Annotated in this window: 11 protein-coding genes; 8 read left to right on the forward strand and 3 right to left on the reverse strand. The window is 59.3% G+C overall.

What is annotated here, in order from left to right; genetic code table 11:
• Positions 1–8: 8 nt before the first annotated feature.
• On the reverse strand, positions 9–1,217 hold the full coding sequence (locus CQ020_RS06040) for an aromatic ring-hydroxylating dioxygenase subunit alpha (RefSeq protein ID WP_105690994.1): 1,209 nt from the start codon (positions 1,215–1,217) through the stop codon (positions 9–11).
• On the reverse strand, positions 1,210–2,205 hold the full coding sequence (locus CQ020_RS06045; protein ID WP_105690995.1) for a PDR/VanB family oxidoreductase: 996 nt from the start codon (positions 2,203–2,205) through the stop codon (positions 1,210–1,212). Before CQ020_RS06045 ends, CQ020_RS06040 begins: the two co-directional genes overlap by 8 nt.
• 170 nt (positions 2,206–2,375) lie before the next feature.
• On the opposite strand from CQ020_RS06045, the gene hisC reads away from it, so the two are divergent.
• A complete protein-coding gene (gene hisC / locus CQ020_RS06050) occupies positions 2,376–3,503 on the forward strand; it encodes a histidinol-phosphate transaminase (RefSeq protein ID WP_258141726.1) in 1,128 nt (375 codons plus the stop codon).
• A 70-nt stretch (positions 3,504–3,573) separates the two neighbouring features.
• Here the strand turns inward: hisC and CQ020_RS06055 are convergent, their stop codons facing one another.
• Positions 3,574–4,320, reverse strand: coding sequence for a FadR/GntR family transcriptional regulator (locus tag CQ020_RS06055; RefSeq protein WP_181151779.1), 747 nt, complete (start codon positions 4,318–4,320; stop codon positions 3,574–3,576).
• Between the two features lie 212 nt (positions 4,321–4,532).
• On the opposite strand from CQ020_RS06055, the gene CQ020_RS06060 reads away from it, so the two are divergent.
• The 7 genes from CQ020_RS06060 to CQ020_RS06090 all read left to right on the forward strand — a co-directional run bounded on the left by CQ020_RS06060 (position 4,533) and on the right by CQ020_RS06090 (position 14,946).
• Positions 4,533–6,203, forward strand: a complete 1,671-nt coding sequence (locus CQ020_RS06060; protein WP_105690998.1) for a thiamine pyrophosphate-dependent enzyme — start codon at positions 4,533–4,535, stop codon at positions 6,201–6,203.
• Complete coding sequence (locus CQ020_RS06065; RefSeq protein ID WP_219844496.1) at positions 6,200–7,645, forward strand: aldehyde dehydrogenase family protein; 1,446 nt, start codon at positions 6,200–6,202, stop codon at positions 7,643–7,645. Before CQ020_RS06060 ends, CQ020_RS06065 begins: the two co-directional genes overlap by 4 nt.
• Before the next feature lie 82 nt (positions 7,646–7,727).
• On the forward strand, positions 7,728–9,323 hold the full coding sequence (locus CQ020_RS06070; RefSeq protein ID WP_105691000.1) for an ABC transporter substrate-binding protein: 1,596 nt from the start codon (positions 7,728–7,730) through the stop codon (positions 9,321–9,323).
• Between the two features lie 137 nt (positions 9,324–9,460).
• Positions 9,461–10,402, forward strand: a complete 942-nt coding sequence (locus CQ020_RS06075; RefSeq protein ID WP_258141737.1) for an ABC transporter permease — start codon at positions 9,461–9,463, stop codon at positions 10,400–10,402.
• A gap of 2 nt (positions 10,403–10,404) precedes the next feature.
• Positions 10,405–12,369, forward strand: a complete 1,965-nt coding sequence (locus CQ020_RS06080) for a dipeptide/oligopeptide/nickel ABC transporter permease/ATP-binding protein (RefSeq protein WP_105691002.1) — start codon at positions 10,405–10,407, stop codon at positions 12,367–12,369.
• On the forward strand, positions 12,356–13,132 hold the full coding sequence (locus CQ020_RS06085; protein ID WP_181151790.1) for an ABC transporter ATP-binding protein: 777 nt from the start codon (positions 12,356–12,358) through the stop codon (positions 13,130–13,132). The genes CQ020_RS06080 and CQ020_RS06085 overlap by 14 nt, the downstream gene beginning before the upstream one ends.
• Complete coding sequence (locus CQ020_RS06090) at positions 13,129–14,946, forward strand: M1 family metallopeptidase (RefSeq protein WP_105691004.1); 1,818 nt, start codon at positions 13,129–13,131, stop codon at positions 14,944–14,946. The genes CQ020_RS06085 and CQ020_RS06090 overlap by 4 nt, the downstream gene beginning before the upstream one ends.
• The last annotated feature ends 3 nt before the right edge of the window (positions 14,947–14,949 follow it).

Below are 14,949 nucleotides of genomic sequence, written 5' to 3' on the forward strand. Positions count from 1 at the left end.
CCGACTTCCTAGGTACCTGAAGAAGTTGTCGGTACCAAGAAGTTGCCGCCGGTGATGGAAACAGTTTCCGATTCAGCGTCCCTAATAATTCCTGCGGGATCGGAACCGGCTTCGACGGCGCGGATCTGTTTGGCCATCATTCGACGGATCATCGCGACGCCTTGATCGGTCGTAGAGAGGTGGTCGTCGGCGTGGAATGAGACATTACCTTGGCTCTTTTGCGCCTCGTAATCACCGGGCATTCTCTGGTGTTCGTCCTCGGAGAGTGTGGCCCACGGTTTTCCACCGTGCGTCGACCGCAGTTTCGACAGGAATTCAGGGTCTTCACTGACAGCCACCGTAAAGATTCGGAAGTTCGTGTCATCACCTGGCACAACCCAGCCGATCATGTTCGTCGTGCCTTCGGACAGTTTCGGGCTGGGGACGACTCGAATGTTAGGGAACATGACTTCTGTGACACGACGGAGAACACGCGATTCATCCAGGACTCGCAGTTGGGTCGACCGCACGCCGTTGGAGGTGTACTCGTAGGCAACTTCGGGCATGAGCGCCATTTCGGCCGTGAACTGTTCTCCGCTGAATCGTGCATGCAGGATCGGTACGTGGAAAGGGTCCATTACGTTTTCCCAGTGCTGAAGCCAATTGAAGTCCAGATCCGCGGGTCCACCGCCGCCGACGCCTGCGTCGTTGACCATTAAGTGGTGTCCGTCTGGAATGTTCTCAAAAGGGTCGTAGCGAGGAAGAAGGGGCTTCAATTCTGGGGGGCCCATGTATGCCCAGATGAGCCCGTATCGTTCCTGCAAGGGGTACCAAGGTTGACGGACCTTCTCACGGTGGAGTCCGAGTCCTGGCTCACAGGGTTGTTCGAGGCATTGCCCCTCAGGGGAAAAGACCCATCCGTGATAGCAGCAGCGGATGCCGTCGTCTTCAACCGCACCGTAGAATAGGGACGCACCACGGTGGACGCATCGGGGGTGTAGAAGAGCAGCCGTTCCGTCCTTTCGAGTGCGGAAAAGAATTAACTCTTCCCCGAGCAGTTTGATCTTGCGGGGCCTTGACGTCGCATCGCTTGAACGGCCGACAGGATGCCAGTAGCGTCGCAGGACCTCACCGTATGGTGTTCCTGGCCCAACTTCGGCCAAATGACGCAACGGACCGTTGGGCTTCAGCCCATAGCCGGTGCCAGTGTCGATTTTCTCCTCAAGTGCTTCAGACATCGAGTTCCAACTCCTCAGACACGGCCCGCGAGACGCAGACCATCATGGTTTCGTTTGCTTGCTTTTCCTCAGGCGAAAGGATGGAGTCACGGTGGTCGACTTCGCCGTGAAGCACTGTCAGTTCGCAAGTGCCGCAGGCGCCTTCCCGACACGAGGAAACTACGGGGATCCCGTTTGCTTCCAATGCATCCAGCACGCTGTCATCCGGATTGACGGTGACGGTTTTGGCCGAGCGTGCGCACCTCACCTCGAAGGCACCTTCGCGACGGGCCGGGGCCAGTTTTGCCCCCCTGAACCGCTCCGTTCGAACACGCTGACCGACCGCTGATGCGATCTGTTCGGCCTCGTCGATCATGCGTTCCGGTCCGCAACAGTAAATTGCGGTCGAAGTGTCGGTGTTGCGGATGTGATCGAAGAGACTCAGCCGGCTTCCTTCGTCGGAAGCGTAGACACCCACAGTGCTGCCGTACAGGCCCAGTTCGTGGCTGAAAGGCATAACATCTCGTGAGGGAACAGCGTACGACAATCGCCATGGTCGTCCACGGGCCTCAGCCAAGGTGATCATGGGCAGTAGAGGTGTGATCCCGATGCCGCCGGCGAGAAACAGATAGGCCTCTGCATCCACGAACTCAAAATTCGATTTGGGACAGCTGATGGTGAGGACATCACCTGCGTGGACGGACTGGTGAACGAAGGCTGATCCTCCCCGCCCAGCGTCTTCGAGGCCCACACTGATCCGGTAAGACAGTCGGTTGCGCGGGTCTCCGCTCAAGGAATAGGAGCGGGATAGGTCGGTTGAAAGCTGCACGTCCACGTGCGCACCTGGCTGCCATTCCGGCAGGGTACCGCCGTGCAGGGAAATCAGCACCAGACTGACGACTGAATCGGCTTCCCACTGGATGGCCCGAACGCGCACGTCGAGCTGCTCGGATGCTTGGCCTGATTTCACTTCGTTGTTCCTCAGCAAAGTTGTGGTGGGTGTTCTCATTCGAGCCTCCTCGCCTCGTGCCGCCCCGGAAACTGTTGTGCTACGTCGTTCATGGGAGGTTCACCTTGGCGTGTTGAGCAATAAGTACAAATGGTTATAATCAATATGTCACTATAGATTTATCGTCGTGTCAACCGATGCGGCGAGAACCACAAATGAAGGGTCATGACGTGGGTGAACTGCGGGTACGGAAAGAACTGAGTGCGATTCCCGACTACAAGGCAGGAAAGACGGCACCGTCAGCTATAGGCGTCAAGGACATGTTTAAACTGTCCTCCAACGAGAATCCGTTCGGGCCGCTGCCGTCTGTGGTGGATGCCATAGCGGGGCATCTGGGCTCAATCAACCGGTATCCCGAGATGGCTGCCTCAGCTCTCACTGCTGCTGTGGCCGAGCGCTATGAGGTCGACCCGGCAGCCGTGGTATTCGGAAGTGGCTCTGTTGAAGTGGTATCGCAGCTGATCCGCGCGACGGCTGGCAGCGGTGACGAAGTGCTCTTCGCCTGGCGCTCGTTTGAAGCCTATCCACTACTGGTACTGGCAGCTGGTGCAACTCCTGTCCGCGTTCCCTTGAACGACGACTTCGGACATGACCTGGAAGGTTTTCTAGAGCGGATCACCGACCGCACGAGACTGATCCTCCTGTGCAATCCCAACAACCCTACGGGGACGACCCTGGGACACGAAGAGGTAGAACGTTTCCTCGACCGCGTCCCCAGCGATATCGCGGTGGTCATTGATGAAGCTTACGTGCAATTTAACCGTCGTCCAGACACTGCCGATGGGATCCGCCTCTATCGGAAGTTCCCAAACGTAGCCGTGGCGCACACCTTCTCCAAAGCCTACGGTTTGGCCGGGCTTCGGGTTGGATATGCTATCGCGCCCGTGGGGCTGGCAAGCGCCTTGCGTAAAGTTGCCCTTCCCTTTGGCGTGACACAACTTGCCCAGATTGCAGCCCTTGCATCCTTGAAGGCTGAGTCCGAACTGGGGGAGCGGGTCGATTGGCTGGTGGGCGAAAGGATTGCCGTTGTCGATGCCCTGAGGAGGAAGGGATGGAGGGTGCCTGAGACGGAGGGAAACTTCCTCTGGCTTCCTTTGGGTGCGGCCACGTCCGAAGCGGCGCAGATTCTCGAAGAACAGGGAATCCTCATTCGGCCATTCCCCGGGGAGGGTTTGCGGATCTCCATTGGAGGACCAGGCGCTGCAGAGCTGATAGTCGATGCAGTTGAGGTTCTAGTCGAGAAAGGACACACGGGGGGAGCCTTCGAGCATGCCGCGAAAGAAGGCTTACAGCGCTGAGCTTTCGAGAAGGTCAGAATGGTTCTGCGAAATCTCACCGAGGAAGAAAACGCAGAATCATTCCGACAACCTAGAAGCTAGGACTCCGGTGTGCGAGGACTGCTCGTCGGGCCTGCTCCTCATCCTGTGAACGGATGGCCGCCACCAAGTCGAAATGGATACGCAGACGGACGTCGGTGTCAGGTCTGAATCCAGGGACATCCAAGGATGCTGTTGGCATCTGGAGCTGGCTGCTTTCACCGTCAATGTAGTCGACAAGGTTCAAGTAAAAGGTCCTAAGGACCGCGTTCGGCGAGATTTTGGCGATACGGCGGTGCAAGGCCCAGTTGCAATGTAGCCCACGAACTGGATCGTGCCAAACAGAAGCAAGCTCACTCATGATGCGGTCGAGGTCCTCCACGTCAGCCGCGGTTCTGTGCTTGGTGGCATCGAACACTACTGCTTCGTCCAAGGCATCCAGCACTGCGACGACGTCGTTAACCGGCGCACCTTCCCTGCGAAGCTGCAGCACGCTGTGGGCCAGTCGGAGGAGAGGAGTCTGATTTGCTACGAACAGCCCACCGCCAGGGCCTGGGCGCGCCTCAATGATGCCCCGACCCCGCAGTACCCGCAGTGCTTCCGCGAGAGTGGCCGGCGCGACACCGAACTGCTCCGCCAAGCCTTGTTTGGTTCCAATTTTGTGGCCGGAAGGCAGGTCATCCCGCGCGATGATCGCCTCGATCTCCTCTATAACGGCATCTGCGACGGACGGGGCAGTTCGAAGCCGGGCAAGGGGGGTCATCGCAGCTCGGCCTTGGGCTCCAGGGTGGGCGGTCATCTTTTGTTGTCCTGACTCTGCGGGGGCCGTAAGCGATTGCCCTAATGGCCTCATCTTATCGGCGAGCTAACCGGAACCGTAATGGAGCTCGCCTGGAGCCCCTCTCCGGGGCGCGAGATATCGGGCTTGTAAAAGATCCCGAAACCTCTTGCCTGAAATGATTATAACCAATATATTGGATTCTTGCAGCCCTAAACACGTAGGAGAGACGAATGACACAATTGACCGGAGGCGAGCTTCTGGCCGAATCTTTGGCAGCCCAAGGGGTTGACCAGATTTTTGGCATCCCGGGGGTTCAGCTAGACGCGGCGGCAGATGCACTACAGTCGCGAAAAGAGAAGATCAGCTTTACTTGTGCACGAAACGAGCAAGCGACCACCTACATGGCCGATGGGTACGCGCGCAGCACCGACAAAGAGGGCGTTGCCATGGTCGTGCCAGGACCCGGCGTCCTCAATGCACTCTCAGGCCTCGCGACCGCGTACTCGGCCAATTCACCGGTCCTGCTTCTGGCGGGACAGATCGATTCGAAGGCCATCGGACGGGGTCTGGGGGCTTTGCATGAAATCCCGGACCAGTCCGGACACTTGGCTCGGTTGACTAAATGGTCGGCCATGGCTCGGTCGGCGGATGAGATCCCAGGACTCGTTCAGGAGGCATTCCACCAGCTTCGCAGTGGCCGGCCGCGTCCGGTGGCGCTTGAGCTGCCGCCGGATGTCCTCGCGTCCTTTGGATCGGCCCGGATCCCGAGCATGGTTCCCTTCGGACCGACCCAGCCGGAGCAGCGACTGATCGAGCAGGCAGCGGCGCTGTTGAAACAGGCCCGTCGGCCCATGATTTACGTTGGAGGCGGTGTCCTGGCATCCGGGGCATCAAGTGCGCTGCAGGCACTGGCCGAGAAACTCGAAGCGCCCGTGCTCATGAGTGAGAATGGCCGCGGCGCCTTGGATGCCCGCCACCGTCTTGCGTTCGATGCGCTTGCCCTGAGGGCCTTCCGCGAGGACGCTGATCTCGTCCTTGCGGTCGGAAGCCGGTTTGTATCGACGTTCGGGACCCCAGTTGGAACTGGCAGCGCAAGGGTTATCCTGCTGAACGCTGACGAGGCGGATCTGACCGATCCGCGGCCAGCTGACCTTCGTATCCACAGTGACGCCGACACTGGCCTGCAGGCGCTCTCTTCGGCTTTGGGAAACCTGTCCGGCGAGTCCCGGGAGACCGAATTCGCATCGGTTCGCGAATGGCTGGACCTCCAGTTCCAGGACATCGCACCGCAGCGAGAGTACCTGTCAGCAATCAGGGCGGCACTGCCTGATGACGGTGTCTTCGTCAGTGAATTCACGCAGGTCGGGTACGCCGCCAGTGCCTGCTATCCCGCCTACACGCCCAGGACATACATCGGCCCCGGCTACCAAGGAACGCTCGGTTACGGCTTCGCTACGGCGTTGGGCGTCAAAGCCGCCGACCGGAACCGTGCTGTTGTTTCCGTCAACGGTGACGGCGGTTTCTCCTGGACCATGCAGGAACTGTCCACTGCAAAGAGGTACGGCCTCGGTCTGGTGACCATCGTGTTCAATGACGGTTTCTTTGGCAACGTCCGTAGGATTCAGAAGAACCGGTATGGGGCACGATACTTTGCCAGCGACCTGACGAACCCAGACTACGGGGAACTGGCTGGTGCGTTCGGAATCGAACGGGCGAGGGCAACCACGCCTGCTGAACTGCGCAGCGTCCTGTTAGAAGCGATCCCCGCCAACGAGCCTATTCTCGTCGAGGTACCGGTCGGAGAGTTCCCGTCTCCCTGGCACTTGATCCACGAAGGTATTCCCCGTCCCGCGCCACTGCAGGCCGACTCCCATTTGGTCACAGCGGGAGCCCTGAAATGATGCGCAGCTTTGCAGGAACCGTTGTCGGACATTACATCAACGGACAGTGGGGATCGGGCCAGGGACGCGAAGTCATTGAAGTGCACAGCCCCAGCGACGGGCGCGCAGTCGGCGCGGTCGTAGCGGGAACGGCTGAGGACGTCAACAAAGCCGTCGACGCCGCGTCCTCAGCGTTTCCTGCCTGGGCTCAAACTTCACCGGCGGAACGCATCCGCCTGGTCGAGCGGCTGATCATCGAGATCGAGCGAGGCCGAGAGGCGCTCGCTTCGGTTCTCACAGACGAAATGGGTTCGCCGCTGGCGTTCGCACGTGCGGCCCAGGTGGGAGTCGCAGTTGCGGACCTCCGTGAGCTGGTGGCTGCCGCCCGGGCCCACGATTCCGAATGGGAAGTGTCCAACTCCTTGGTGATTTCAGAACCGGTCGGAGTTGTTGCTGCGATTACACCTTGGAATTTTCCACTTCATCAGATCAGCTTGAAAGTCGGAGCCGCTCTGCTGGCAGGCTGCACGGTTGTTCTGAAACCCAGCGAGATCGCCCCACTGAATGCCGCGATGCTCGCCGGGATGTTCGAAGCGGCGGGCTTCCCGCCAGGCGTGTTCAACGTCGTCTTCGGAAACGGCGAAAGCGTTGGCGACCCGCTGGTAACCCATCCGAAGGTAGACATGGTTACCTTTACTGGCTCGCGCAACGTTGGGGAACGGATCTCCATACGCGCCTCAGCGTCGATAAAACGTGTCACTCTCGAACTCGGCGGTAAATCAGCAGCCGTGATCCTGGATGATGCTCACGTCGGGGATTCCGTTTCTGCAGTCCTCCGGTCGGCCTTTGCAAATACGGGGCAGACGTGTGCAGCGCTGACCCGTGTTTTGGTGCCATCTTCGCTGCGCGATGTCTGGATCAAGCAAGCACTGGACGAGAGCCGCAAGTGGACCCCCGGACGACCGGAGGAAGAATCGACGATTCTTGGCCCGCTGGCGTCCGCACAGCAGCTCGAACGAGTACGCCAGCACATCAGGCGAGCCATCCAAGACGGAGCGGAAGTCGTGACCGGGGGAGCCGGAATGGTCACTGGGTTGGAAGATGGCGCGTTCGTTTACCCCACAATCTTCAATAATGTCACCCCGCAGATGCAGCTCTTTCATGAGGAAGTGTTCGGTCCGGTTCTCGCCATCACGTCCTACGAGACCATCGAGGAAGCCGTTGCTCTTGCCAATGATTCAATCTACGGGCTCTCCGGTGGGGTCTTCTCCGCTGATGACGCCCGCGCCATCGACGTCGCCAGGCAGATGAGGACGGGAACTGTGGGCATTAACGGGGCCGGTCTGGACGTCGGTGCCCCCTTCGGCGGGTACAAGCAGTCTGGTAACGGCCGTGAATGCGGAACCCTCGGTTTCGAGGAATTCCTCGAAACCAAATCAGTGATGGGGGCACGGAAGCCCTGACGAATCAGCAACATCCCCTTTCCTCTCCAGCCCGGCTTGGCGCCGGAGAGAGAATCTGATTAACCGACAAGAGAGCGAATCAATGAACGCACGACCAGCATTTGCTGTGGCGGCAGCAGCCGCCGTAGCTTTGTTTGCAGTCTCCGGATGTGCCCCGGGCGGTTCAAACAGCACTTCCGCGCAGGAGGCTGTTACCGGAGGCCAGGCCACCATCGCCATTGCGGCGGATCCTGGCACCCTGAATCCCTTGGCTGGGAATCCGTCTCCGTCCTCATACCAGTTGATGGCCATAGCCTACGACCATCTGGTCGCTAGAACTGCCGACGGGAAATTTCAGGCGAATCTGGCGAGTTCCTGGGAGTCCACTCCCACGAGCGCTAAATTTGTCCTGCGTGATGACGTCAAGTGCTCCGACGGTTCGGCCTTGACCCCTTCTGTAGTGGCCAAGACCTTCGCTTGGGTGTTGGACAAGAAGAACAGCTCGCCGTGGCTGGGTGCGTTCATTCCCGTTGACGCCAAGGTCACCCCTGATGATGCCAACAAAACGCTGGAAGTCACTTCGGCAACTCCGTCGAGCTTCCTGCTCAACTCGCTCAGCTATATGCCAATTCTGTGTGGCAGTGGTGCTGACAACCCCGCCGGACTGGCCACCACAACGTCGGGCACCGGCATGTTCAAACTGACCGGGGAAACCCCCGGCCAGAGCTTCACATTCAGTGTCCGACCTGAGTATGTGTGGGGTCCGGCAGGCGCTAAGGCCAGCGACGCGGGAGTTCCGGCCACCGTCACAGTCAAGATTGTGGCCAATGAAGCAACGCGGGCTAACCTGCTGATCAGTGGCGATGTGAACGTCACCGCACTCACCGGCGCGGACAGAGATCGTCTCAAAAACCAGAACCTGTCGAAGATCGATATCCCCGCCAACCCGGGGCTCATATTCTTCAACCAGGCCGCTGGCCGCGTAGGCGCGGACAAATCAATCCGCAGCACCCTTAGCCAAGCCTTGGACCTGAAGTCCATCGCTTCTGTGGCTTCGGGAGGCCGCGGACAGGACTTAAAGTCCATCGTCACTGGAACGCCTTCGGTGTGCAGCGTCGACACCATTTCTGGCAACGTTCCGTCCTTCGACGCCGAGTCGGCAAAGAAGGCACTGGACGCAGCCGGGTGGAAGGCAGGATCCGACGGCCTCCGCAGCAAGGATGGCAAAGCACTTCAACTGAAGTTCCTCTACCCGAGCAACCGAGGCACTGAGCTGGTCGCCGCAGCCGAACTTATCCAGAAAGAACTGCGGGCCATCGGTGCGGACCTTACTCTCGTCGGGTCGGATAACTACGCCAGCGTCCTGTTCAGCGGCGGCGATTGGGACATAGTCTGGGGCCCGTTCAGCACCGAAGACCCCAGTGTTTGGACAATCCTGGTCAACGGCGCCGCCCCACCCAACGGGCGCAACTTCGCCTCCATCCAGAACGCAACCTACCAAGCCAAAACGAACGAAGCTGTCACCAATGCAGGAGAGGAATCCTGCCCCCTCTGGGGCGAAGCCGAAGCGGCGCTGATCAAGGACAACGACATCCTGCCCGTAGTAGCAAACACTCAGACAATCTACGGCAACAAAGCCAAATTCAACCTTGGCATCCTGGGCAGTGTCGACGCAACGTCGATCCGCATGTCTAAATAACACCAGGTCACCACCAGTAACAGACTCCCAACGAAAGTGAGCATCTTGTGAGTCACGAGCTCGGCATAGACCCACCGGTCGCCGCCGCCACAGAGCCCGCCCGTCAACGGCAACAGGCCGAAACAACGCGCACGCACGTGTGGATCCGTTTCCTGCTACGCAGAACGACCCGGATGATCATTTCAATGTTCATCATTGTGACTGTTGCCTTCTTCGTCGTCCGCATGTCCGGCGGCGATCCTGTCAGGGATGCCTTGGGACCTACAGCGCCCATGGCCCTCGTTGAGCAGCGGCGCGCCGAACTCGGACTGGACGCACCGCTTCTGAACCAGTATCTTCACTATCTCTTTGGCCTGCTCCAAGGAGATCTGGGATCCTCGTTCATAACCGGGCAGTCTGTCAGCAGCGTTGTTGCCGAGCGTCTGCCCAAGACGCTGGCGCTCGGCTTCATCGCTGTAGTTGTTGTACTTATCGTTGCCATCCCACTGGGCCTTATCATTGCCGTCCTCACCCAGAACGGACGACGACGACTAACAGAGTTCAGTTTCAGTGGCCTCACCGGGTTATTCCTGTCGATCCCCGAATACCTGCTGGCAGTGGGCCTCGTGGTGCTATTCGGGATCATGTGGCCGGTGCTTCCTATTGCCGGGTCGGATTCTGCGGCTGCCTACGTCCTGCCGGTCATCGCTCTGGGCGCCGCGTCATCGGCGCTAATCGCACGGATTGCTCGGGTCGAAGGATTGAAAGTACTCGGCCAGGACTATATGCGCACAGCACGGTCCAAACGGCTTCCGAAAACCACACTCTATTTCAAGCACGCCCTGCCAAACATGCTAACGGCGGTATTGACTCTGGGCGGCACAACGCTGGGCGGATTGGTTGCCGCAACCGCGCTGGTTGAGCAAGTATTCAACTGGCCCGGGCTGGGATACACCCTTATCCAATCCATTTCGGCCAGGGACTACAACGTCGTCGTCGGTGTCGCCGTCGTCTATGCCACCCTCATCATCGTAATCAACCTCATGGTTGACGTGCTCCTCGCAGCCCTTGACCGTCGAACAGCTCTACTGGAGATATAAACATGCGCCCACGTTTTTTGAGGACCATCTTTTCCTCACCTCTGAGAGCGTTTGCGTCCCTCGCTCTCCTGGCCCTGATCGTGATCGCAGTAATCGGCCCGGCCATCTGGGGAGTCGAAGGCGACACGCCAAACCCCACGACGCTTAACGCCCCGCCAGGCGGTGACCACATCGCCGGGACGGACGCCCTAGGTCGTGACGTCCTTGCGCGGGTGTTGGCAGCTGGGCAGATCTCACTCCTTATGGCATTATCTGCTACCGCAATCGGGGTAGTGCTGGGTACCCTGCTCGGAGCCGTGCCGGTAGTTCTCGGACGCAGGTCCCAGCGAATTCTTGCCTCTGTCCTTTCAACCTGGATGGCATTTCCTGTCCTGCTGGTCGCCTTGTTCATCACCATCCTCCTAGGACCGGGCACCGTAACAGCCGTAATAGCCATGGGCCTGACCATGACCCCGTCCTTTGGCCGGTTCATGCAAACACTCGCCGCAGAGATCGAGTCCGCAGACTATGTCGTGGCCGGCCGTATGCTGGGAATCAGACGTGGACGGCTGTTCCGGCGGTATATCCTGCCCAACATCTCCGAACCCGTTTTGGTCTACGTGACGATCTCCATCGGCAACGCACTTCTGGCCATGTCAGCGCTCAGCTTTCTCGGACTCGGGGTACAGGCTCCGAACTACGACTGGGGCCGAATGCTTGGCGATGCCCTGCCCAACGTTTACACCAGCCCCTGGGCAGCCCTGATCCCCGGAATCGCTATAGTCTTCGCAGGCATCACCTTCGGACTGGCAGGAGAAGCTCTGGCCTCTCTCTCCCGCAACCGTGGAGGCGCCGCCCGCCCACCCCGAGGCGTCCCAACGCCGCAGAGCCCGTCAGCGATGGAAACCTCCGCTACCCGCCTGAATCAGGGCAACGAATCGAACACCGAAGCACACCTAGTATCCGGTCGTTCCCTCGATGGCGAACCCCTCTTGAGCGTTCGCCATCTCAGCGTCCACTACCCGACCAGCGACGGATGGGTGAGCCCTGTCCGTGACGTCAGCCTAACCATCAACCGAGGGGAAATCGTCGGTGTTGTCGGCGAATCAGGATCAGGAAAGTCCGTGACGTCCATGGCCATCAACCGCTTGATCACCAACCCCGGCCAAGTTCAGGCACGACAACTGAGCTTCGATGGCATCGACCTGTTGGGCATCAAGGAAAAGGATCTCCGCGCGAAGCTTGGCAGCCGAATCGCCACCATTTTCCAGGACCCGATGACTTACTTGAACCCGGCGCTGCGTATCGGCACTCAGCTGACCGAAGTGCTCGAAGGTCGCAGCACCCGCGCAGAAGCACGAGAACGGGCAATCGCCGGACTCAAAGAACTCCGTATGACCAAGCCGGCAGAACGTCTGAACCAATTCCCTGCCGAGCTGTCCGGCGGAATGCGCCAGAGGGTCCTAATCGCCATGGCGCAGATCGCAGACGCTGACCTGATCATCGCCGACGAACCAACAACGGCGCTGGACATGACGGTCCAGCACCACGTCTTGGCCGCATTACGCAAACGCTGCCGCGAAAATGGAAGCTCCGCACTGGTCGTCTCCCATGACATTGGCGTCCTCGTCGAGCTCTGCACCCGACTCGTAGTCATGTACGCGGGGAGGATCGTTGAGGAGATCTCGGTGGAACAGCTCCTTAGGCAAGGCCCGGCCCACCCGTACACCGAGGCGTTGTTGGCATCCTTGCCAACCCTGGAAACGCCTGTTGACAAGCCGCTGGTTACCCTCCCCGGTCAACCTCCCCACCCAGGCGAAACCTTCTCCGGCTGCGCCATGGCACCTCGTTGTCCCTTCTCCACCGATGAATGCCGGACTGTTCTCCCGCAGCTCGAACTTGTCCGCCCGGCAACCAAAGCAGCCTGCTTACACCCTCGAAACCACGCGATCGCCTCGACCGAAAGGCAGAACCTTGACATCGCTTGAGATCTCCCATGCCTCCCTAACCTTCGGCAGGGGCGAATCTAAAACCGTTGCCCTCAACGACATAAGCTTCACGATTCCCTCAGGTGGGGCGCTCGGTCTTGTTGGTGAATCCGGCTCCGGAAAATCCACCCTTGCACGTGCCGTAGCGGGGCTGAGGCCATTGGACTCAGGCGTAATCAGAGTCGGCGGCGTCGATATCACCGACATTGAACACCGCAGACGCAGAAACGTCCAGATGGTCTTTCAGGACCCATACTCGTCATTGAACCCTGCCATGGATATCGGGCACAGCATTGCAGAAGTCGCCCGCACCCGCGGCCACCAAGGTGCAGCCGTGGGGCGCCGGGTCAACGAACTGCTTGACGCCGTCCGGCTTCCCACAGCGGTCCGCGACCGATACCCCAGCCAGCTTTCCGGAGGCATGCGCCAGCGCGTTGCGGTGGCGCGTGCGCTGGCCGCGGAACCAGAGATTCTCGTTGCCGACGAAATTACTTCAGCCCTCGATGCATCGGTTCAATCGGCTGTGCTGAACCTCGTGCGCGACATTCGGCAGGAATTCGGCCTAACGATGCTGTTCATCTCCCACAACCTGGCCGTTGTCCGCTACATCGCAGAAGTCACGGCTGTCATGTACAAAGGCGAACTGGTGGAGATGGGTTCAAGTCCCACCCTCATCAGCAGTCCAACAAACGAATATACAAAAGAGCTCATCGCCTCCATCCCCCGCCCCGGGGGCCTCGACGACTTGGATCCCATCACATGACACCTAACACAGCCATCGACACGTCATTGACCCCGGACCCGCACTCCCGCCTGCAGACAGGCAAGCCCAGGACGGTGCACTTCGACTGGCAAGCCGCGGTCGATTTCGACAGCAGCACGCTCCGCTGCAGCATTAGGCTCCGCTTCGACAGACCCGGCCCTGATAGCGTCGATCTCGATATCCGTCATCTTGACATCCAAGCCGTGCGCACAATTGAAGGTGCTCCCCTTCCCTTCACTGTCGGTGCAGACGACCCAATCCTCGGTGAAGGACTGAGCTTCGAGCTCCCCGCAGACCTAGACACCGTCATCGTTGACTACCAAACCACCAGGGATTCCACCGCTCTGCAATGGGCGCCACCCGAACAGACAAGCTCAGGCACAGGCCATTTCCTCTACAGCCAGTGCCAGACCATCCATGCAAGGTCAATGATCCCGCTGCACGACAGCATGTCAGCCAAGAGCACCTACACGGCCAAAATTACTGTCCCTGCGGGTTACACCGCTTTGATGCCCGCAGAGATGCTGGCGCAAGAAGCAAGGGACCACGCCACCGTTTTCTCCTTCCAGGCCACGACACCCCGGGCACCCTACCTGATGGCACTTGCAGTCGGGCATCTTGCGTCGAGGGAAATCAGCCCCCGGAGCCGAATTTGGGCTGAGCCATCTCAAATCGATGCAGCTGCGTGGGAATTCGCTGAAGTGGAAACGATGCTTACCGCTGCAGAGGAGTTCTTTGGCCCCTACCAATGGGGCCGTCTGGACCTGCTCATCATGCCCCAAAGCTATCCCTATGGCGGACTCGAAAACCCGGGCCTAGTCTTCCTCACCCCGACACTGATCGCCGGCGACAGGTCCCTGACGGATGTTCTCATACACGAAATAGCCCACCACTGGAGCGGCAACCTGGTCACCGGGGCGTCCATGGATCATTTCTGGATCAATGAAGGCTTCACCACTTATGGCGAACGCCGGATCTCCGAAACGTTATACGGGCGAGAGCTCGCCGAACTCCGAGCAGCAATGGGACTTCTGTACTTGAAGGAAGACTTCGAATTCCTTCAAGACCGCATGGAACTGAGCCGCCTGCGGATGAACCTTCGCGGGCTGGACCCAGATGCCACTTCCACTTGGGTCGCACACGAGAAGGGCAGCATTTTCATCCGTGCCCTCGAAGAGTCCGTCGGGCGGGAACGCTTCGATCCATTCTTCAAAGGCTTCTTCCGGGATTTCGCCTTCGGCAGCCTGACAACCGAAGACTTCATTGCCTATGCTACGGACCATCTAAACTCCAGCATCGACTACGAAGAATGGCTGTACGGCAATGGCCTCCCCGCTTCAGTGCCCCCCATCGAGTCGACGGCCCTCACTCGGGTCCGTGAGGTGGGTCAGTCACCTGTCCAAAAAGATGACGCATCCACGTGGGACGCTTCGATGTGGACGGTGTATCTGGGTCAGTTGGAGCCAGACAACAAAACCGATGTCTTCTTCCAGACGATGGACTCAACGTTTGACCTTCTCGACCATCAGAACCCTGAAATCCGGCGTCTATGGTTGCTGCTAGGTGTCCGGGCCGGCTACGCGCCGGCAGTCGAGGCTTCGATGAGATTCCTGTCATCCACCGGCCGGATGAAGTATTTGAAACCGCTTTACGATGCCCTAGTAGCCAACGTCGAGACCCAGTCACTGGCCGTCGAATGCTACCGCCGCAACCGGGAGGGATACCACCCCATTGCCAGGGCCGTTGTCGAGTCGCGTTTGTCCCGATTGGGGTTCACCCCGGACGAACTAACCACCACCGCAACCGAGGAGTGAGCC

This window comes from Arthrobacter sp. MYb23, from assembly GCF_002979775.1.
Lineage (GTDB): Bacteria > Actinomycetota > Actinomycetes > Actinomycetales > Micrococcaceae > Arthrobacter.

Bases quoted from the DNA above. Each gene is read 5' to 3' on its own strand.
- CQ020_RS06040 (WP_105690994.1), bottom strand. From the start codon at position 1,217: ATGTCTGAAGCACTTGAGGAGAAAATCGACACTGGCACCGGCTATGGG.
- CQ020_RS06045 (WP_105690995.1), bottom strand. From the start codon at position 2,205: ATGAGAACACCCACCACAACTTTGCTGAGGAACAACGAAGTGAAATCA.
- CQ020_RS06055 (WP_181151779.1), bottom strand. From the start codon at position 4,320: ATGACCGCCCACCCTGGAGCCCAAGGCCGAGCTGCGATGACCCCCCTT.
- CQ020_RS06060 (WP_105690998.1), top strand. From the start codon at position 4,533: ATGACACAATTGACCGGAGGCGAGCTTCTGGCCGAATCTTTGGCAGCC.
- CQ020_RS06065 (WP_219844496.1), top strand. From the start codon at position 6,200: ATGATGCGCAGCTTTGCAGGAACCGTTGTCGGACATTACATCAACGGA.
- CQ020_RS06070 (WP_105691000.1), top strand. From the start codon at position 7,728: ATGAACGCACGACCAGCATTTGCTGTGGCGGCAGCAGCCGCCGTAGCT.
- CQ020_RS06080 (WP_105691002.1), top strand. From the start codon at position 10,405: ATGCGCCCACGTTTTTTGAGGACCATCTTTTCCTCACCTCTGAGAGCG.
- CQ020_RS06090 (WP_105691004.1), top strand. From the start codon at position 13,129: ATGACACCTAACACAGCCATCGACACGTCATTGACCCCGGACCCGCAC.